The organism is Chromobacterium sp. CCUG 30098 (genome assembly GCF_059916605.1).
Genome location: NZ_JAUCGS010000012.1, coordinates 53084 through 71707 on the forward strand (window position 1 = coordinate 53084; position 18624 = coordinate 71707).

Here is an 18624-nt window from a genome sequence, read left to right on the forward strand (position 1 = left end):
CTTTGTCGACCGCCTCTAGCAGTGAATAACTCTGCGGCGAGGCGGCCTTCTCGCGCCGCATCCGGCTGGGGACGAACGCAGCGGTAAAACATACGTCAACAGACCCTGACTACAAGGGGTGGACCGTGAACGCGCAGTACGGCGCGCCCTGCCCCGCGCACTGGCTTTCGCGGCAGACGGTGCGGTAGTCGCGCCCCAGGCTTTCCCCCACCCAGTCCATCGCGCCGGCGAACCAGCCGGCGAACAGATAGCAGGCCATATGCTCGCTTTGCGGCGCGCCGGCCTCGCCCTGGGCCAGCACGAAACAGGAGTGGTCCAGCCGGATATGGGCGTTGCCGCTGGCCACGTCGGCCTCCAAAAAGCGGAAGCGGCCCCAGCCGCGCAGGGACAGCCGGCTCAGGTAGTGCTCGAACACGGCCAGGCCGGCCAGACCGTGGGTGGCCGCCTCGCTGGCGCACCAGAAGTGGGCGGAGCGATGGCCGGCCTGGTAGAGCGCGTCCGCGTACTGGTAACGGCCCAGCGCCGCCTCCATGGCCAGGTGGTTGTTGATGAAGAAATGACGCGGCACGTACAACATGGGCAGGCCGTTGGTGCGCCAGACGCCGCTGTCGGGGTCCACGTCGATGGGAAGTTGCGGTTGCATGCCGTTCTCCTGAGAGCCTGTTCAAGGTCTGCTGCGCTTCGTCGGACATGGCGTGGTGAGTACGGCTTCAGAATGCCCATATGCCGCATGACCCTTCCGCTTCCTCAGCGGTTTTCGCCTTGTCTCGCCCTTGCTCGCCAGACGGTGAACCGGCTCTGAGCAAGTCGGGCGCAGCCCGTCATTGCCGGCATCTTGCCGCAGGCCATTCCGGGCCGGAGCCGTCGGCGCGACCGGTTTTTGCCCATTGCCGACACCGCGCGGCGCGGGCGCAAAAAAGGCGGACCGCGGTCCGCCAAGGGGAGGCATGTCATTGAACGCGCAGTGGTTCAGGGCGCCCACTCCGCCACCCGCTCCGGATGGGCCCGAATCCAGGAGGCCGCCGCCGCGGGTTTGGCGCCGGTTTCCACCGCCAGCATCAGCGGGCCGATCTCTTCCGGCCGCCAGCGGAAGCGCTGCAGAAAGGCCAGCACCCGCGGCGCCTTGGCGCTCAGGCCGGGATGGGCCACATTGTTGACGTGCTCGGCCTCGCCGAACACTTTTTGCGGGTCGTCGAGAAAACGCAGCTTCCATTTGGCGAACATCCAGTGCGGCACCCAGCCGGTCACCACGATGGGCTTGCGGGCGTTGATCGCGCGCGCCAGTTCCGCCGTCATGCCCGGCCCGGAGCTGGGCATCAGCGTCAAATTCAGCCGGTAGGCCTTGATCGCCGCCTCGGTTTTTTGCATCACCCCGGCGCCGGCGTCTATGCCGACGATGCGTCCCTGATACGCCGCGCGCTCGGCGTTGAGATCCCCTATGGCGCGGGCGGCCACATAGTCCGGCACCACCAGGCCGATGCGGGCGTCGACGTAATTGGGCCCCAGGTCCAGCACCTTGTCCTTGAACTGCCGGTAATACGCGCCCTGGGTCACCGGCAGCCAGGCCGACAGCGTGGCGTCCAGATCGCCGCGCGCCACGCCCTGCCACATGATGCCGGCGGCCACCGGCATCAGCTCCACCGGGTGGCCCAGCCGACCGCGAATGATCTGGGCCACCACCTGGGTGGTGACCACGCTGTCCGCCCAGCCTTCGACGTAGCCGATCTTGATGAGCGGTTTGCCGGGCGTGGCCTCGGCCGCGTGGGCCGGCACGCACAAGAGCAGCAGTAGGATGCAACACCATTGCCTCAACATATTCGTTTCCTCCCTTAAGACCCGCTAAGCCACCCCCCGACCCTGCGTTGCGCCTGCTGGTACTGCCTGCGTCGGCGCGCCTTGGTCCAGCGTCTCTACGAGGTTTTGTTAGCGGCGCTAAAGCGGTTCAAGGTCTGATACAAGCTTGCCAGCGGCGTGAGAATGCCCATGCGCCCCATTCCGCGTCTTCCAGCGCTTATTGAATCTGCTCCGGCTTCACCACCAGCCAGTTGCGGTCCGCCGTCGCCGGCTGGCCCAGCTTGCGCTGCTGCCTGGCCGCTTCCCGGCTCCAGTTGCGGATCCGATCCCAATAACCCGCTTTGCGGTCTACCCAGAGCCGCAAGCCGCCCTTGGCCGTGTCGGTGCCGTTCAGCAGCATGTAGCCATCGGACTGCGGCGTGTCGCCGGCCACCAGCACCGGCTTGCGCCATTGGTCTATCCAGCCCAGGATGGTCCCGGCCTTGCCCTCGTACCAGGTCATCGGGTTCATCAGATAGGGGGTCAGTTCCAGGTCCAGATTGCGTTCCGGCTCATAGCCGCCGCGCTTGATCTGCAAACGCGAGGTGGTCAGCGCGCCGTTCGTTCGGTCTTTCAGCAGCAGGTTGACGCCCAGCACGTTTTGCGGCGGCGCCCGGTAGCCGTAGCGCGGATCGCTGGCCACCATGCGCACCAGTTCTTCGCTGGCCGCGGTCATCACGTAGACGGCGATGCCGTTCTCCTGCAGCTTGGTGTACAGCTCGACCATGCCGGTGAACACGCGCGGCGCCGGCACGCTGCCCTCCACCGGCTTGCCCTGATGGAAGTACCTGACCGGCACCGGGGCGCCGCTGGCCATCAGCGCGTCCACCTGGGTCTTGAGTTGGCGCAGCGTCAGTCCGGAAAACACCTGCGCCGCCCAGGGGTAGCAGATCAGTTCGTCTATCTCGCACAGCCGCAGATAGTAGCTGTACAGGCTTTCCGGCCGGTCCGGCTCGTCGCGGAAGGGGATCAGCTTCAAGGACGGGTCCAGCCGCTCGCGGCTCAGCAAGCCCTTGGCCTCCATATAAGGCAGCAGCGCTTCTTCCAGATCGTAGCGATAGCTGGTGTTGTCCATGTCGAACACCGCGTATTCGCCCTTATGGGCATTGGCCTTGATCATGGCGTTCAGCCGTTCCGCGATCTTGGGCGGCCAGTGCTTCAGCTCGGTCTCCGCCGCCGCCGGCTGGGTCCAAAGCGCGGCCGACAACAGCAAAGCCCCCAATACTTTAACTTGCTTCATAAGTCCTCCTGAATATGCTTCGGATGCGGCGGGCCCACCTTGGAACCTGTTCGAAGTCTGCTGCGCTTCAGCGATACGGCGTTGAAAACCAGCTCAAAATGCTCATGTACCACGTGTACATTCCGCTTTTTCGCTTGTTTTCGCCTTGTCTCGCCCTTGCTCGCGAGACTTTGAACGGCTCTTAAGAAATACCCATGCGCCGCTTGCGCGCGAGGAGGCTCAACGCGGGATCAGGGCCGTGGCCGGGGGACTAAGCCCCCCATACCTCGCCGAACACCCGCAACCAGTTCTCGCCCAGCACTTTGCGGATCTTGCGCTCAGGCCAGCCGGCCCGCAGCATCGCCGCGGTCAGATTGGGCGTTTCGCCTATGGTGCGAATGCCTTCCGGGTTGAGGATGGTGCCGAAATCGGTCAGCCGGCGATACCGGCCTTTGTCGTGGGTGATCCAGTCGAAGAAGCCCTGATCGTAGCCCTGGGTGAAGTCGGTGCCGTAGCCGACGCAGTCTTCGCCCACCAGCGCGATCACGTAATCCATCGCTTCCACGTAGTCGTCCACGGTGGCTTCGATGCCGCGGCGCAGAAAGGGCGGAAACATGGTGACGCCGATGAAGCCGCCGTGATCGGCGATGAAGCGCAGCTCCTCGTCGCTCTTGTTGCGCGGATGCGGCTTGAGGCCCGAGGGCAGGCAATGGGAGTAACAGACCGGCTTTTTCGATTCCAGAACGGCTTCGCGCGAAGTCAGACCGCCCACATGGGACAGGTCCACCATGATGCCGACGCGGTTCATTTCCGCAATGACTTCGCGGCCGAAGCCGGACAGGCCGCCGTCGCGTTCGTAACAGCCGGTGCCGATCAGGTTTTGCGTGTTGTAGCACAGCTGCACCACGCGCACGCCCATGTCGGCGAAGGCTTCGATGGACTCCAGCCTGTCCTCGAAGGCATGGGCGTTCTGAAAACCCAGGATGACGCCGGTGCGCCCCTCCGCCTTGGCGCGGCGGATATCCTCGACGCCGCGCACCAGGGTCAAAAGGTCGCCGTGCTCGCGGATCAGCCCTTTCATCTCGGCGATATTGTTCACGGTGTCCTGAAAGCCCTCCCACACCGACACGGTGCAATTGGCGGCGCTCAAGCCGCCGCGGCGCATGTCCTCGAACACCGGCCGCGCCCATTTGGCGATGATCAGTCCGTCTATCACCAGCGCGTCTGCGTGCAAATCCATTGCCATCTCCTTCTAGCTTGTCCACGCCTCGGTCCAACTATCCCGCCGCAGCGCCACGGACTTTGAATAATTTTTTAAGAACTCTCGCTCAGGACCGCCGCCGACGCCGGCCGCGCCAGTTGCGCCCACAGCGGATGGCCGGCGTCCTCCGGCAGCTCGCACACCGCGAAGCCGTAAGGCCGGGCCGCGCGCCGCAACAGCAGCCAGACGTAGTCGGCAAAGCTGCGGCGGCACACCACGAACACGCCGTCGCCGTCCAGGCGCAGCACTTGAACCGCCGCCTTGCCCAGCAAGGTGCCGACGCCCTGGCCGGGACGCAGCGCTTCGAAATCGTAACCGCCCAGATGGCGCAGCACGGCCAGGTGCGGCTCGCCGCACAGGTAGACGGCGGTGAAGCCGCCGCTGACGTCCAGCGCCTGGGCGAACAGGCGCTGCTCGGCGAAGCCCCGCTCCAGCGCCGGCAGCCAGCCGGCCAGGCGCTGGCGGCGGCTGATCAGCAGCCATTCGTCCGGCGACAGCCACAGCAGCGCGCCGCCCTCCCCCTGGCTCAAGGTCTTGGGCCGGCGCGGCGGCTCCAGCCCGGTGATCCGCGCCGTCAGCTCGAAAAACCCGGCCTCGGCGCCGTCGCCGCGCAGCAGCGCGTAGCCCAGATTGGGCGCTTCATTGCCCCAGACGCGGCCGTCGGCGCGGCGCGCTTCGGCCGCTTCCGGCAAATCCAGATGCCGCAAGGGCGATTCCAGCACAGGCTTGAATGTAGATTCAGACATGCTGACGCTCTCCTTCCTTGTCGACGAAGACCGCGGACGCCACCCGCGCCGGCGCGCTATGGCCCTGCCACCACACATGCACGGTGTCGCCTTCGCGGCGGACGCCGTCCTTCAACACCGCCATGGCGATGGAGCGGCCCAGGCATTCGCTGTGGTAGCTGGAGGTGACATGGCCCTGCATCGCCGCCGGCGCGGCGTCCTTGCCGTCGTTGAGGATTTGCGCGCCTTCCGGCAACACCAGCCGCGGGTCCTCCGTCAGCAGGCCCACCAACTGCTTGCGGCCCGCGCCGGCGGTGTCGGCGCGCAGCAAGGAGCGGCGGCCGAGGAAGCTGAACGGCTTTTTCATGCCCACCGCCCAGCCCATGGCCAGATCGTTGGGGCTCATCGAGCCGTCGCTGTCCTGGCCGACGATGATGAAGCCCTTCTCGGCGCGCAAGACGTGCATGGCCTCGGTGCCGTAGGGCGTGATGCCGAACTCGGCCCCGGCCCGCATCGCCTCCTCCCACAAATAACGGCCGTAGCCGGCGTCCACATTGATCTCGTAAGCCAGTTCGCCGGAGAAACTGATGCGGAACACCCGCGCCGGCACGCCGGCCACGGTGCCGACGCGGCCCTCCATGAACCGGAAGGCCTGAGGGTCGAGATCAATATCCGTGCACAGCTTGCGCAGCACCTCCCGGCTTTGCGGGCCCACCAGCGCCGTGGTGGCCCAGTGATCGGTGATGGAGCTGAAGCGCACCTTGAGTTCCGGCCATTCGGTCTGGTGCCAGCGCTCCAGCCAGCTGTAAACCCGGGCCGCGCCGCCGGTGGTGGTGGTCATGTGGAAATGGTCGTCCGCCAGGCAGGCGGTGACGCCGTCGTCCATCACCATGCCGTTTTCGTCCAGCATCAGCCCATAGCGGCATTTGCCCGGCTCCAGCTTGCTCCAGGCGTTGCTGTAGACACGGCCCAGAAACTCGCGCGCGTCCGGGCCGCGCACATCGATCTTGCCCAGGGTGGAAGCGTCCATCACCGCCACCCCCTGGCGGGCGGCGCGGCATTCGCGGCGCACCGCCGCGTGCAGGTCCTCGCCCGGCCGCGGGAAATACCAGGGCCGCAGCCACTGCCCCACCAGCTCGTATTCGGCGCCGCGCGCGGTATGGCTGTCGTGCATGGCGGTGTAGCGGCGCGGGTCGAAAGTTTCTCCGACATGGGCTCCGGCCAGCGCGCCGAAGCTGACCGGGGTGTAGGCCGGCCGGTAGGTGGTGGTGCCCACCTCGGCGATGGGCTTGCCCAGCGCCTCGGCGGCGATGGCGAAGCCGTTGACGTTGGACAGCTTGCCCTGATCGGTGCCGAAGCCCAGCGCGGTGTAGCGCTTGACGTGCTCGATGGAGCGGTAGTTTTCGCGCACCGCCAGATGGATGTCGGCGGCGGCCACGTCGTTCTGGAAATCGACGAAGGCCTTGGCGCCGACGCCTTCGCGCCGCCCGTCAGGCAAGCGGAAGATTTCACGCGGCGCGGCCACCTCCTCCGCCTCCACCCGCGGCGCGGCGCCCAGACCGCGCTGGCTTCCCCAGCCAAGCTGGGCCAGCATGGCTGCATGGCATTGGGCCAGGGCCTCGCCCAGCTCCCAGCGCCCGGTGACCGCGCCCACGCAGACGACGCCGGGCCGGCCCGCGTCCGGGCAAACGAAGGACAGACGGTCCGGACGCCACAGCGGACGGCCGCCGTTGTGGCAGAACAGATGCACGGTGGCGCTGAGCCCGCCGGAGGAGAGCACGCCGTCCAGCTCCAGCCGCGGCCCCTTGCCGGCCACGCTCCGGCCATCCGCGGCCAGCTTTACCAAGTCCGCGCCGCCGACGCCGGCGCCGCCGTTCACCCGGGCGATGCCGTAACCGGCCAGCAGTTCCACGCCGGCATTCTGCGCGGCGCGGCTGCGCCAGGCCGCCGCGCCGGCTGGGCGAGCATCGGCCAGCGTCACCGCCGCCCCGGCCAAGGCCAGCTCCAGCGCCGCGTCGTAGGCGGCGTCGTTCTGGGTCTGCAGCAGCAGCCGGCGCCCCACCGCCACGCCGTAACGGTTCAGATAACTGTGGCCGGCGGCGGCGGTCATCACCCCGGGCAGATCGTTGTTGCCGAACACCAGCGGCCGTTCGATGGCGCCGCTGGCCAAGACCAGTTGGCCCGCGCGTATCTTGTGCAGGCGCTGGCGCGGCCGGGCCGGATCGCGCTCCGACGGCGGCAGGTGGTCCTGCAACAATTCCACCGCCAGAGCCAGATTGCCCTCATGCAAGGCGAAGACGGTGGCGCGCGGCAAGCGCTGGACATTGGGCAGCGCCGCCAGTTCCTGCAAGCGCTGACGCGTCCAGTCCATCGCCTCCAGGCCGTCGATGCGCAGCCGGCGCTCGCTCAGCAACCAGCCGCCCATCTCCGCCTGTTCGTCCAGCAGCAGCGTTTTCAGGCCGGCGCGCCCCGCCAGCGTGGCCGCCCACAAGCCGGCCGCGCCGCCGCCCACCACCAGCAGGTCCACATGGTGGTGCAGATGATCGTAATGCTCCGGGTCCGGCAGCCGCGGCGCTTGGCCGTAACCGGCGGCTTCGCGGATGCGGCGCTCGTAAAACGGCCAGGCCCCCGCCGGCTGCATGAAGGTCTTGTAATAAAAACCCGGCGGCATGAAACGCTCCAGCCGGCCCAGCGCGCCCTTGAGCCGCATGCCCCAGGACGCGTCCTCCAAGCCGCTGAAGGCCTGCAAGCCTTGATACAGCTCCACCTGGGTGGCTTTGAGATCCGGCGTGCTCAAGGCGCCGCTTTCCAGCTGGATCAAGGCGTTGGGCTCTTCCGCGCCAAACCCGACGATGCCGCGCGGCCGGCCGTACTTGAAGCTGCGGCCCAATAGCCGCACGCCGTTGGCCAGCAGCGCCGAGGCCAGGGTGTCGCCGGCGAAGCCGTGATAGGCCGCGCGGTCCAGGGTGAAGGCCAGCGGCCGATTGCGGTCGATGCGCTCGCCGGGACGATGGATGCGATAGCCGCTCACGCCTGATCCTCCTGCAAATAACGGGCCTTGCCCTCGGCCAGCGTCCAGCTGCCGGCGATCTCGTAGCTGACGGTGTGACGCCGGACGGCGAACACCTTGCGGCAGCCGGCGGCGTGCTGCCATTGCTCCCAATGCCAGCCGCGCGGGTTCTTGCGGCAGAACAGGTAATCGCCCCAGGCCTCGTCGTCCACCTGCTCCGGCGCCGCCGGACGGACGATGAAGGCCTCCCCGGCGTAGTCGAACTCCTCCTCCTCCCGCGCCTCCCCGCAATGCGGGCAATAAATCAGCAGCATCGGCGTCTCCCTCAATGCGCCACGGCGGCGGCGCCGTGTTCGTCTATCAAGCGGCCGGAAGCGAAGCGCTCCAGCGAAAAAGCCGCGTTCAGCGGATGCGGCTGGTCATGAGCGATGGTGTGGGCGAACACGTGGCCGGAACCCGGCGTGGCCTTGAAGCCGCCGGTGCCCCAGCCGCAGTTGAAATACAGGCCCTGGATCCGGGTCTTGCCGATGATGGGGCAGGCGTCCGGCGACACGTCCACGATGCCGCCCCACTGCCGGTTCATCCGCAGCCGCGAGAAGGACGGAAACAGTTCGACGATGGCCGCCGCCGTGTGCTCGATCACATGCGGGCTGCCGCGCTGGCCGTAACCCAGATAGCTGTCTATGCCCGCGCCTATCACCAGTTCGCCCTTGTCCGACTGGCTGATGTAGCCGTGCACCGCGCCGGACATCACCACCGTGTCCAGGCAGGGTTTCAGCGATTCGGACACAAAGGCCTGCAAGGGGTGGCTTTCCAGCGGCAGCCGCAAGCCGGCCATCCGCGCCAGCGTGGAACTGTTGCCGGCGGCCACGCAGCCCACCTTGTCGGCGCGGATCTCGCCGCGCCCGGTTCGCACCCCGCGCACCCGGCCGCCCTCGATCAACAAGCCGGTCACCTCGCATTCCTCGATGATGTCCACGCCCAATTCGCTGGCGGCGCGGGCGAAACCCCAGGCCACCGCGTCATGGCGCGCCACCCCGCCGCGCGGCTGATAGCTGGCGCCCAGGATCGGATAGCGGACGTCGCCGCCGATGGCGATCAAGGGCACCCGCTCCTTGATCTCCCGCGGGGACAGCACCTCGGCGTCCACGCCGTTGAGCAGGTTGGCGTTGACCCGGCGCTCGATGTCGCGCATGTCCTGCAGGCTGTGGCCCAGGTTCATCACTCCGCGCTGGCTGAACATCACATTGAAGTTCAACTCCTGGGACAGGCCCTCCCACAGCTTGAGCGCGTGCTCGTACAGCTGCGAAGACTCGTCCCACAGATAGTTGGAGCGGATGATGGTGGTGTTGCGCGCGGTGTTGCCGCCGCCCAAATAGCCTTTTTCCAGCACCGCCACCTTGCGGACGCCGTACATGCGGGCCAGGTAATAGGCGGTGGCCAGGCCGTGGCCGCCGCCTCCGACGATGATGACGTCGTAGCTGCTTTCCGGCTGCGGACTGCGCCAGGCCGGCTGCCAGCCCTGGTGATGCCCAAGCCCGTGCCGGATCAGGCTCCACAGCGAATATCGGTTTGCCATCTGCGCTCCCGCCGCCGGGCCGCCATGGGCCCGCGCCGCTGCTGTCGAGGTTGAGGAAGGCCTCATTCTCAGGGCGACGCCGCCGGCGCATTTGGCTGGAAAGGACGGCCTCTTGCCCGCACGCGACACGGCGATGTCCAAAATCCACGCAAAGCGGACGCATGGCGGACAGCGCGCGCGCGGGACAAGGCCTAGATTGGCCCGTGCCGCCCCACAAACAGGACACGCCAATGACCTCAGACGCCCCCTCCTACGTGCTCAGCTTCGCCTGCCGCAGCGCCTCCGGCCAGGTGGCCGGCTTCTCCGCCTTGCTGGAGCAGCAAGGCTGCTATATCGATGAACTGGCGGTGTTCGACGACGCCCGCAGCCGGCGCTTCTTCGTGCGCTGCGTCTTCCACCCGGAGCGGCCGGACTTCGCCCCGGAACGGCTGGCCGACGGCATGGCGCGGATGAGCGGCCACTATCAAGACCTGCAATGGCGGCTGCACGACCGGCGCCAACGCGCGCGGGTGCTGATCATGGTGTCCAAACTGGACCACTGCCTGAACGATTTGCTCTATCGCCAGAAGATGGGCGATCTGGACATGACGGTGGCCGCCGTCGTCTCCAATCACCGCGACCTCGCCCCCATCGCCGAAGCCTACGGCCTGCCCTTCCACCACCTGCCGCTCACCCCGGACAACAAGCCGCGCCAGGAAGCCGCGCTGCTGACGCTGATGGAGGACAGCCGGGCGGAACTGCTGGTGCTGGCCCGCTATATGCAGGTGCTCTCCAGCGCCTCCGCCGCAAAACTGGCCGGCCGCGCCATCAATATCCATCACTCCTTCCTGCCCGGCTTCAAGGGGGCCCGGCCGTATCAGCAGGCGCACGAGCGCGGCGTCAAACTGATAGGCGCCACCGCCCACTACATCACCGACGATCTGGACGAAGGCCCGATCATCGAACAAGTGGTGGAACGGGTGGACCACGCCTACAGCCCGGAGCAATTGCAGGCCGCCGGCCGCGACATGGAGTGCCAGGCGCTGGCGCGCGCGGTGCGCAGCCACTTGGAGCGGCGCGTCTTCATCACCGAGCGGCGCACTGTGGTGTTGCGCTGACAGTTGTTCGCCTGGCAGGAACTTTGTCTATTGCAACGCAACAAAAGCAGGGTACAGTAGCCAGTTATCCGTCATACCAACCAAGAGGTGCCGTATGTGGTCGCAAACAGCCGTCTGGTCCAAGCTCTTCTCCCCCAACCCGGTCGCCGACTACTGGCGCGACGCCTGCGAGCGCAGCATCCTCTACTGGGACGTGCTGCATGACCGCGGCGCGGACTATCTGCAACACGTGCAAAGCGGCAAGCCGCCGGTCTTGGTGTTCGACTACAAAATCATCCTGGACGGCCGCAGCCTGCCGGACCCGGCCAACTATGCGCTGGCCGCCATCCTGCCGCCGGCCGGCTGCCCGGCCACCAATCCGGCGCTGCGCCCCTTCGTGGTGATAGACCCGCGCGCCGGCCACGGCCCCGGCATCGGCGGCTTCAAGATGGACAGCGAAATCGGCATCGCGCTGCAACAGGGCCACCCCTGCTACTTCATCATGTTCTTCCCCCAGCCGGTGCCCAGCCAGACCATAGAAAGCGTCAGCCGCGCCGAATACGTCTTCCTCGGCAAGGTCAGGGAACTGCACCCGGACAGCGACGGCAAGCCCTTCGTCATCGGCAACTGCCAGGGCGGCTGGGCGCTGGCCATGCTGGCCTCGGTGGCGCCGGAGCTGTGCGGCCCCATCCTGCTGGCCGGCACCCCGCTGTCCTACTGGGCCGGCGTCACCGGCAAATACCCGATGCGCTACTCCGGCGGCATGCTGGGCGGCACCTGGACCGCCTCCCTGGCCGGCGATCTGGGCAACGGCAAGTTCGACGGCGCCCACCTGGTCAACAACTTTGAAAAGCTGGACCCGGCCAACACCCTGTGGAAGAAGCCCTACAATCTGTACGCCAAGGTGGACACCGAGCGCGAACGCTATCTGGGCTTTGAACGCTGGTGGGGCGGCCACTACCTGCTGAACAAGCAGGAAATGGAATGGATTTCCCAGCAGCTCTTCGTGGGCAACCACCTGGTGGAAGGCAAGATCGTCAGCAGCGACCAGCACCGCGTGGACATGCGCAACATCCGCTCCCCCATCATCGTGTTCGCCTCCTGGGGCGACAACATCACCCCACCGCAGCAAGCGCTGAACTGGATACCGGACCTGTACGACAACGCGGAAGACATCCGCGACAACGAACAAACCATCATTTACTGCCTGCACAACAAGGTGGGCCACCTGGGCATCTTCGTCTCCGCCGGCATCGCCAACCGCGAACACAGCGAATTCGCCAGCGCGCTGGACCTGATCGACGTGCTGGCCCCCGGCCTGTACGAGGCCGTCATCGAGGACGTGGCGCCCAACACCCCCGGCCAGGAATACATCAAGGGCCGCTACATCATCCGTTTCGAAGCCCGCGAAGTGGCCGACATCCTGGCGCTGGACGACGGCCGCGAAGACGAACGCGCCTTTGAAGCGGTGCGCCGCGTCTCCGAAATCAACCAGGGCATTTACAACCGTTTCGTTTCCCCGGCCGTGCGCGCCGTCAGCAACGAAGCCAGCGCCCAATGGCTGCGCCAGCTCAACCCGGCGCGGCTGGAACGCACGCTGATCTCCCCGCTCAATCCCTGGCTCGGCTGGCTCAAACCCGCCGCGGAATACGTGCGCGCCCACCGCCAGCCGGTGAGCGCGGACAACCCCTTGTGGCGGTTGCAAGAACAGTGGTCCGGCTGGATGACGCAAAGCCTGGACCGCTACCGCGACCTGCGCGACGCCGCCACCGAACACTGCTTCAAAGCCGTGTACGAATCCCCGTGGCTGGCCTCCGTCGTGGGCGTGCAGCCCGCGCGCGAAGCCCGCGCCGCCCGCTGCGACAGCTGGAACAAACAGGAAAGGCTACAACTCAAGCGCCAGGTGCTGGACCCCGCTTACGAAAGCGGCTCCCTGGCCGACGGCTTCGTGCGCTTGCTCACCTATGTGGCGATTGGCCGCGGCATCATAGACGAGCGCCCGTTCAACGCCATCCGCCGCATCATGCGCGACATCCGCCACGAATACCCGCTGACCCTGATGGAGCTGAAAGACATCGCCCGCAAGCAGGTTTTCCTGGTGCGGCTGGACGAAGCCCGCGCGCTGGCCGGCCTGCCCAAGCTGCTGCCGGAAGAACACCGCCGCCGCCAGGCCTGGCAGCTGGCGCATGAACTGCTGGCGCTCAGCGGCGACATCGCCCCGGAACAACAGCTCAGGCTGGACCAAGCGGCCCACGCGCTGCAACTGGACACCCGCGCGCCGGCGGCGCCGGCCATCCTGCCGCCCGCCGAGCCGGCCATAGCGGCAGCCTCAACCGTTCCCGCCGCGGCCCCCGCCGCCAAGGCCAGCGCGCCCGCCAAGAAAGCGGCGCCGCCGCGCAAGCCGGCCGCCAAAGCCCCGGCCAAACCCACCGCCGGCAAGCCCAGCGCCGCTGCCGCCAAACCCGCCAGCAGCAAACCGGCCGCGGCCAAGCCGGCGCCCGGCAAGCCCCCGGCGGCCAAAACCGCCAAAGCGCCCGCGGGCAAAGCCAGCGTGGCCAAAGCCCCCGCAGCCAAAACCCCGGCCGCGCGCAAACCCGCCGCCGGCAAGGACGCGGCCAAGCCCAAAACGCCGAGCAACTAAGCATCAGCCAGCGCAAAAACGCCCGGACAGCCAAACCGCCGTCCGGGCGTTTTCATGTCGATACCGCACTGCAACATTTTTGCCTCGCCCCACGTATACAGTCGTTGACTGAACAATACAGCAAACGCTAATATCCTTGCCTGCTGCGGGAGAGAGGGGCATGCGCCCCCGCCGAAGACGCAAACTCCCATAATCGCTCAGGCAACAGTACCGCAGCCCATGGATACCAGCCGATTGGAGAGAGGCCCTAAGCGCCCGTTCATCATCTGCTACGCTTCAGCGAGAGCGCGTCGGATGATGTGACCGGCCCTTAGCCGCCCACCGAAGGGGCAAGTGACACCCGGCAAGGCCCGCACTGAGGCCGCGCCCGTCATCTAACTCTCAGGTAAAAGGACAAGGGGAGAGGCAATGCCGGCAGCGCCGCGCCCATGCGCAGCCCGCCGGCCGTGCTCAGAACGTGCTCACGATCTCGCGAGCAAGGACGAGACAAGGCGAAAACAGCTGAGAAAGCGGAATGTACACGTGGTACATGAGCATTTCGAAGCGGGTTTCAACGCCGTATCGTCGCAGCGCAGCAGATCGTGCACCAGCTCTCAAGGAAAACCCGTGTTCGAAACGCTTGCCCAGGCTGCGCGCCACCTGGCATGGCCCGCCCATTGCCAACCCATTTTCCCACCCGGCTTCGCCGCGCATCTCGGCGCCAGCCTGTTTGACCATTGCAACTACATGCTTACCCTGATCTATCTGATCGCCATCACCGCGGAAGCGATGACCGGCGCGTTGGCGGCCGGCCGCCGCAATATGGACATCTTCGGCGTTACCGTCATCGCCTTCCTCACCGCCCTGGGCGGCGGCACCGTGCGCGACATCGTGCTGGGCCGCTACCCGATAGGCTGGACCCAACACCCGGAATACGTCGGCCTGGTCATCGCCGGCGGCCTGGCCGCCGTGTTCGTGGCCCGCTATATGAAACGCCTGAGCCGTGTATTCCTGGTGCTGGACGCGCTGGGCCTGATCGCCTTCACCATCATAGGTTGCGGCGTGGCCCAGTCCATGGACTACCACCCGGTGGTGGTGGTGATGGCCGGCATGATCACCGGCATTGCCGGCGGCATCCTGCGCGACGTGCTGTGCAACCGCGTGCCGGTGGTCTTCCGCCAGGAGCTGTACGCCAGCGTCTCCTTCGCCGTGGCCCTGCTCTACCTGGGCCTGATAAAGCTGGGCGTGCCGCACGATCTCAACGTGCTGGCCAGCTTCGCCGTCGGCCTCGCCATCCGTCTGGCCGCCATCTGGCGCGAATGGAGGCTGCCGGTGTTCATGTATCGGCACGACCTGCATTAACTAACCCTAGCTGTTTCACCGCCGCGCCGCGGCATCAGGCTTGAATCCCCGCCAGCAGCAGGAACAAGGCCGCCTGGCTGGACACGCCCAGCTTGGCGTACAGATGGCGGCGGTGCACCTTGGCGGTTTCCAGCGAAATGCCCAGCTCGCGCGCCACGCCCTTGGTGGAGTGGCCGCCGAGTATCAGCAGCGCCACCTCCACCTCCCGCTTGGTCAACGGCGAGGAGCCCTGCGCGCGCAGCTCCTCCTCCAGTTCCCGTCGGCTCTGCCTGCCCGCCCTGGCCGCCGGCTGACGCAGCCCTTCGTCCATACGCGCGGCCAGCCGCGACAAGGGCAATAGCCAGGGCGCGAACAGATTGCAAACGCCCAATTCTTGCTCGCTGAAGCGGCGTTTGCTGCCCAGGGACAGGGACAGCACGCCCTCCGGCAACACTTGCAGAAACTGGATTTCATCCGCCACCACATTGCGCGAAAAGTAACGGCGAAAGTACTCCGTCTCCCGGAAACGGTCCGGCGCCACCTCGTCCAGCCGGTACACGCCGGCGGCCGGGCGCTTCAGCGCAAAACCGTAAAACGGGTCCAGCAGATACAGGCCGCGCCGGTAGTCGGCGAACAAATCGTCGGCGGCGTAATTGGCCGCGTGATCCGCCAGCACCCACGGCGGCGCCTCCTGGCGAAACAGCACCGCCACCCAGGTATCGAAACTCAGGCGTTCCCGTAGAAACGCGGCCAACCCTTGCCAAAAGGCCGCGTTGTCGACGCCGTCCAACAAGCGCCCCAATTGCTGGTGAAACACCAGATCCGCCACATTCAGCTGCATGCCAGCTACCCCGATCAGGTTAGTCCCGCCTTCCGCTCTAACGCTTTCGCGTGATGTCCGCCGCCAAGGGGACTGACTAGTATGGCTCCAGCCTGCGCGACAAGACCAGCCGTGATGTGAGCGCTTCCCCCACCCCGTCGCGCCGCCTGAACAGGAGTGATCGCCATGCCCACGCAGGATCTGTCCTACTGGCAAGACCGCGCCGCCGATTTGCGCTCGCCTTGCCTCGCCTTCATCAACGGCCGCTTCGTGCCCGCCGCCGACCGGCGCACCTTCACCGACATCAGCCCCATCCACGGCCGGCCCCTGGCCGAGATCGCCCGCTGCGGCGAGGCCGATGTCGAACGGGCGGCGCGGGCCGCCCGCGCCAGCTTCGAATCCGGCGTCTGGTCGCGCTGTCACCCGCGCCAGCGCAAGACCGTGCTGCAAAAACTGGCGGCGCTGATCCGCCGGCATGGCGACGAACTGGCGCTGCTGGACTGCCTGGACATCGGCAAGCCCATTGCCGATGCGCTCCATATCGATGTGCCGGGCGCCGCCGGCGTGTTCGACTGGTACGCCGAAGCCGCCGACAAGCTGTACGGCGAGGCCGCCCCCGGCGCCGACGACGCGCTGGCCCTGATCACCCGGGAACCGCTGGGCGTGGCGGCGGCGGTGATCCCGTGGAATTTCCCGCTGGACATGGCCGCGTGGAAGCTGGCGCCGGCGCTGATGGCCGGCAATAGCGTGATCCTGAAGCCGGCCGAGCAATCCCCGCTGTCGGCCTTGCGCCTGGCCCAACTGGCCCAAGAGGCCGGCCTGCCGGACGGCGTGCTCAACGTCTTGCCGGGCTACGGCGACGAGGTGGGGCGGCCGCTGGGCCTGCACCCGGACGTGGATTGCCTGAGCTTCACCGGCTCCAGCGAAGTGGGCAAAGCCTTTCTGCGCTACGCGGCGGACTCCAATATGAAAAGAGTGGCGCTGGAGTGCGGCGGCAAAAGCCCCAATCTGGTGTTCGATGACTGCGACCTGGACGCCGCCGCCCGGCGCGCCGCCTTCGGCGTTTTCTTCAATCAGGGCCAGGTGTGCTCGGCCAACTCGCGGCTCTTGCTGCAACGCTCCATTCAAGACGCCTTCCTGGAACGCCTGCTGCGCGAGGCGGCCGCGCTGCAACCGGGCAACCCGCTGGACCCGGCTACCCGCAGCGGCTGCATCGTCGACGCCCGCCAGGCGGAGCGCATCATGGCCCACATCGACCAAGCCCGCCGCCAAGGCGCCCGCCTGCTGTGCGGCGGCGAGCGCTTCAGCCTGGACGGCGGCGACTGCTACATCCGCCCCACCGTCTTCACCGATGTCCGCCCGGACATGGCGCTGGCGCGCGAGGAAGTCTTCGGCCCGGTGTTGGCGGTGATGCCCTTCGACACCGAAGCCGAGGCCGTGGCCATCGCCAACGACAGCCCTTACGGCTTGGCCGCCTCGGTGTGGACCCGAGACCTGTCGCGCGCCCACCGCGTGGCGCGCCGGCTACGCGCCGGCACCGTCTCGGTCAACGCCGTGGACGCGCTGGACCCCGGCCTGCCGTTTGGCGGCTGCAAGCAATCCGGCTTTGGCCGCGATCTGTCGCTGCACGCCATCGACCACTACACCCACCTCAAAACCACCTGGGTGCAATGGCAAGACGAATAAGCGCCGTCCCGCAGTCGGCACAACAAGATAGTAGGAGACACACCATGCGCACACCGCAAGCCCACCTTGCTCCGCCGCCGGCCCCCGCCCCTTTTCGCGCCAGCCTGGGCCTCGCCCCGCTGCTCGCCGTCGCCATCGGCCTCGTCGTATCCCAAGGCGTGATGGTGCTGATGCTGCAAGGCGCCGGCATGGCCGGCATCGGCTTTCTGATCCCGCTGAGCCTGGCCTTCCTGCTGGCGCTCTGCTACGCCGTATCCTTCTCCGAGCTGGCGCTGATGATTCCCCGCGCCGGCAGCCTCAGCAGCTACACCGAGGTGGCCCTGGGCCAGTTCCCCGCCATCCTGGCCACCTTTTCCGGCTATGTGGTGGTGGCGATGTTCGCGCTGTCGGCCGAACTCCTGCTGCTAGACCGCATCGTCAACCAGGTCTACCCCGGCGTCTTTCCCCTCAACGGCGTCGCCTACGGCGTGCTGCTGATCTTCACCCTGCTCAATCTGCTGGGCATCGATGTGTTCGCCCGCCTGCAATCGGCGCTGGCCCTGGTGATGATCGTCGCGCTGCTGGCGCTGGGCAGCACCGCGCTGAGCGGCGGCGGCCCGCCGGCGCTGGCCCAGGCCGCCAACAGCGACTGGAACCCGCTGGGCGCCGGCGTGCTGACGCTGGGAGCGCTGGCGATCTGGGGCTTTGTCGGCGCGGAATTCACCTGCCCGCTGGTGGAGGAAAGCCGCCGCCCGCAACGGGACATCCCGTTGGCGATGATGCTGGGCCTCAGCGTGATCTTCATCACCATCGCCCTCTACTGCATGGGCGCGCTCTACCACCTGCCGCGCGCCACCCTGACCGCCGCGCCGCTGCCGCACCTGCAATACGCCACCGCGCTGCTGGGCCAGGCCGGCAAGCTGACCGTGGTGGTGATCGCCTTCACCGCCACCTGCAGCACGCTCAACAGCTCCCTGGCGGCGGTGCCGCGCATGCTGTACGGCATGGCGTGCAACGGCCAGGTCTTTCCTCAGTTCAAACAGCTGAGCCGGCGCTACCGCACCCCATGGGTGGCGGTGCTCTTCGTCGCCCTGATCACCGGCGCGCCGGTGCTGCTGATGGGCGACGACCCCGACACCATAGGCCTGCTGTTGCTGGCGGCGGCCATCTCCTGGCTGCTGGCCTACATCATCTGCCACCTGGACGTGATCGCCCTGCGCCGCCGCTACCCCGCGCTGGCCCGCCCCTTCAAAACCCCGTTCTACCCGCTGCCGCAATGCCTGGGCATCGTCGGCATGCTGATCGCCATCTACCACGTGTCGCCCAGCCCGGACATGAGCGCCGCCATCTTCGCCAGCGCCGGCCTCGTGCTGGGCCTGGTGTCCTTGATCGCCGTCCTGTGGATCAAGCTGGTGATGCGCAAGCCGCTGTTCCGCCCGGAACCATTGGACCAGGCGCTGACCCGGCACTAGCCA

The 18624-nt window shown here is 67.1% G+C and carries 15 protein-coding genes and 2 riboswitches; of the genes, 5 read left to right on the plus strand and 10 right to left on the minus strand.

The features are described from left to right. Positions 1-109: 109 nt before the first annotated feature. The 8 genes from QUG03_RS20925 to QUG03_RS20960 all read right to left on the minus strand — a co-directional run bounded on the left by QUG03_RS20925 (position 110) and on the right by QUG03_RS20960 (position 9627). Positions 110-643: a DUF5943 domain-containing protein gene (locus tag QUG03_RS20925; protein WP_107799497.1), complete on the minus strand. Its 534-nt coding sequence runs from the start codon at positions 641-643 to the stop codon at positions 110-112. 326 nt (positions 644-969) lie between these two features. Further along, positions 970-1815, minus strand: coding sequence for a glycine betaine ABC transporter substrate-binding protein (locus QUG03_RS20930; protein WP_500820894.1), 846 nt, complete (start codon positions 1813-1815; stop codon positions 970-972). Between the two features lie 196 nt (positions 1816-2011). Beyond that, positions 2012-3073, minus strand: coding sequence for an HAD family hydrolase (locus tag QUG03_RS20935; protein WP_500820895.1), 1062 nt, complete (start codon positions 3071-3073; stop codon positions 2012-2014). A 250-nt stretch (positions 3074-3323) separates the two neighbouring features. After that, positions 3324-4292: a dipeptidase gene (locus QUG03_RS20940; protein ID WP_500820896.1), complete on the minus strand. Its 969-nt coding sequence runs from the start codon at positions 4290-4292 to the stop codon at positions 3324-3326. A 74-nt stretch (positions 4293-4366) separates the two neighbouring features. Further along, positions 4367-5059 (minus strand): sarcosine oxidase subunit gamma, encoded by a 693-nt coding sequence (locus tag QUG03_RS20945; RefSeq protein WP_488906384.1) that lies wholly within the window; start codon positions 5057-5059, stop codon positions 4367-4369. Then, a complete protein-coding gene (locus tag QUG03_RS20950; protein ID WP_500820897.1) occupies positions 5052-8069 on the minus strand; it encodes a sarcosine oxidase subunit alpha family protein in 3018 nt (1005 codons plus the stop codon). The genes QUG03_RS20945 and QUG03_RS20950 overlap by 8 nt, the downstream gene beginning before the upstream one ends. Next, the gene (locus QUG03_RS20955; RefSeq protein ID WP_500820898.1) at positions 8066-8362 is read right to left on the minus strand and encodes a sarcosine oxidase subunit delta; all 297 of its coding nucleotides are present in this window, start codon (positions 8360-8362) and stop codon (positions 8066-8068) included. Before QUG03_RS20955 ends, QUG03_RS20950 begins: the two co-directional genes overlap by 4 nt. An 11-nt stretch (positions 8363-8373) precedes the next feature. Next, positions 8374-9627, minus strand: coding sequence for a sarcosine oxidase subunit beta family protein (locus QUG03_RS20960; RefSeq protein WP_235089150.1), 1254 nt, complete (start codon positions 9625-9627; stop codon positions 8374-8376). Positions 9628-9857: 230 nt separating this feature from the next. On the opposite strand from QUG03_RS20960, the gene purU reads away from it, so the two are divergent. Together purU and QUG03_RS20970 are read left to right on the plus strand one after the other, a co-directional pair. Further along, positions 9858-10724: a formyltetrahydrofolate deformylase gene (purU, locus tag QUG03_RS20965; protein ID WP_500820899.1), complete on the plus strand. Its 867-nt coding sequence runs from the start codon at positions 9858-9860 to the stop codon at positions 10722-10724. A 94-nt stretch (positions 10725-10818) separates the two neighbouring features. Then, a complete protein-coding gene (locus QUG03_RS20970; RefSeq protein ID WP_500820900.1) occupies positions 10819-13344 on the plus strand; it encodes a DUF3141 domain-containing protein in 2526 nt (841 codons plus the stop codon). A 136-nt stretch (positions 13345-13480) separates the two neighbouring features. Continuing rightward, positions 13481-13567: riboswitch (glycine riboswitch) on the plus strand. A 1-nt stretch (position 13568) separates the two neighbouring features. Beyond that, a riboswitch (glycine riboswitch) is annotated at positions 13569-13751 on the plus strand. A gap of 43 nt (positions 13752-13794) precedes the next feature. Here the strand turns inward: QUG03_RS20970 and QUG03_RS20975 are convergent. Further along, positions 13795-14061 (minus strand): hypothetical protein, encoded by a 267-nt coding sequence (locus tag QUG03_RS20975; protein ID WP_500820901.1) that lies wholly within the window; start codon positions 14059-14061, stop codon positions 13795-13797. A gap of 9 nt (positions 14062-14070) precedes the next feature. Between QUG03_RS20975 and QUG03_RS20980 the strand changes: the two genes are divergently transcribed. Next, the gene (locus tag QUG03_RS20980) at positions 14071-14685 is read left to right on the plus strand and encodes a trimeric intracellular cation channel family protein (RefSeq protein WP_107801818.1); all 615 of its coding nucleotides are present in this window, start codon (positions 14071-14073) and stop codon (positions 14683-14685) included. A gap of 34 nt (positions 14686-14719) precedes the next feature. Here QUG03_RS20980 and QUG03_RS20985 read toward each other — a convergent pair whose 3' ends face one another. Continuing rightward, a complete protein-coding gene (locus tag QUG03_RS20985) occupies positions 14720-15505 on the minus strand; it encodes a LuxR C-terminal-related transcriptional regulator (protein ID WP_235089155.1) in 786 nt (261 codons plus the stop codon). 165 nt (positions 15506-15670) lie between these two features. On the opposite strand from QUG03_RS20985, the gene QUG03_RS20990 reads away from it, so the two are divergent. Next, on the plus strand, positions 15671-17170 hold the full coding sequence (locus tag QUG03_RS20990; protein WP_500820902.1) for an aldehyde dehydrogenase: 1500 nt from the start codon (positions 15671-15673) through the stop codon (positions 17168-17170). A gap of 44 nt (positions 17171-17214) precedes the next feature. Next, positions 17215-18621: an APC family permease gene (locus tag QUG03_RS20995; RefSeq protein WP_500820903.1), complete on the plus strand. Its 1407-nt coding sequence runs from the start codon at positions 17215-17217 to the stop codon at positions 18619-18621. Positions 18622-18624: the final 3 nt, after the last annotated feature.

Bases quoted from the DNA above. Each gene is read 5' to 3' on its own strand.
- QUG03_RS20925 (WP_107799497.1), bottom strand. From the start codon at position 643: ATGCAACCGCAACTTCCCATCGACGTGGACCCCGACAGCGGCGTCTGG.
- QUG03_RS20930 (WP_500820894.1), bottom strand. From the start codon at position 1,815: ATGTTGAGGCAATGGTGTTGCATCCTACTGCTGCTCTTGTGCGTGCCG.
- QUG03_RS20935 (WP_500820895.1), bottom strand. From the start codon at position 3,073: ATGAAGCAAGTTAAAGTATTGGGGGCTTTGCTGTTGTCGGCCGCGCTT.
- QUG03_RS20940 (WP_500820896.1), bottom strand. From the start codon at position 4,292: ATGGATTTGCACGCAGACGCGCTGGTGATAGACGGACTGATCATCGCC.
- QUG03_RS20945 (WP_488906384.1), bottom strand. From the start codon at position 5,059: ATGTCTGAATCTACATTCAAGCCTGTGCTGGAATCGCCCTTGCGGCAT.
- QUG03_RS20955 (WP_500820898.1), bottom strand. From the start codon at position 8,362: ATGCTGCTGATTTATTGCCCGCATTGCGGGGAGGCGCGGGAGGAGGAG.
- QUG03_RS20960 (WP_235089150.1), bottom strand. From the start codon at position 9,627: ATGGCAAACCGATATTCGCTGTGGAGCCTGATCCGGCACGGGCTTGGG.
- purU (WP_500820899.1), top strand. From the start codon at position 9,858: ATGACCTCAGACGCCCCCTCCTACGTGCTCAGCTTCGCCTGCCGCAGC.
- QUG03_RS20970 (WP_500820900.1), top strand. From the start codon at position 10,819: ATGTGGTCGCAAACAGCCGTCTGGTCCAAGCTCTTCTCCCCCAACCCG.
- QUG03_RS20975 (WP_500820901.1), bottom strand. From the start codon at position 14,061: ATGGTCAAACAGGCTGGCGCCGAGATGCGCGGCGAAGCCGGGTGGGAA.
- QUG03_RS20980 (WP_107801818.1), top strand. From the start codon at position 14,071: ATGCTTACCCTGATCTATCTGATCGCCATCACCGCGGAAGCGATGACC.
- QUG03_RS20985 (WP_235089155.1), bottom strand. From the start codon at position 15,505: ATGCAGCTGAATGTGGCGGATCTGGTGTTTCACCAGCAATTGGGGCGC.
- QUG03_RS20990 (WP_500820902.1), top strand. From the start codon at position 15,671: ATGCCCACGCAGGATCTGTCCTACTGGCAAGACCGCGCCGCCGATTTG.
- QUG03_RS20995 (WP_500820903.1), top strand. From the start codon at position 17,215: ATGCGCACACCGCAAGCCCACCTTGCTCCGCCGCCGGCCCCCGCCCCT.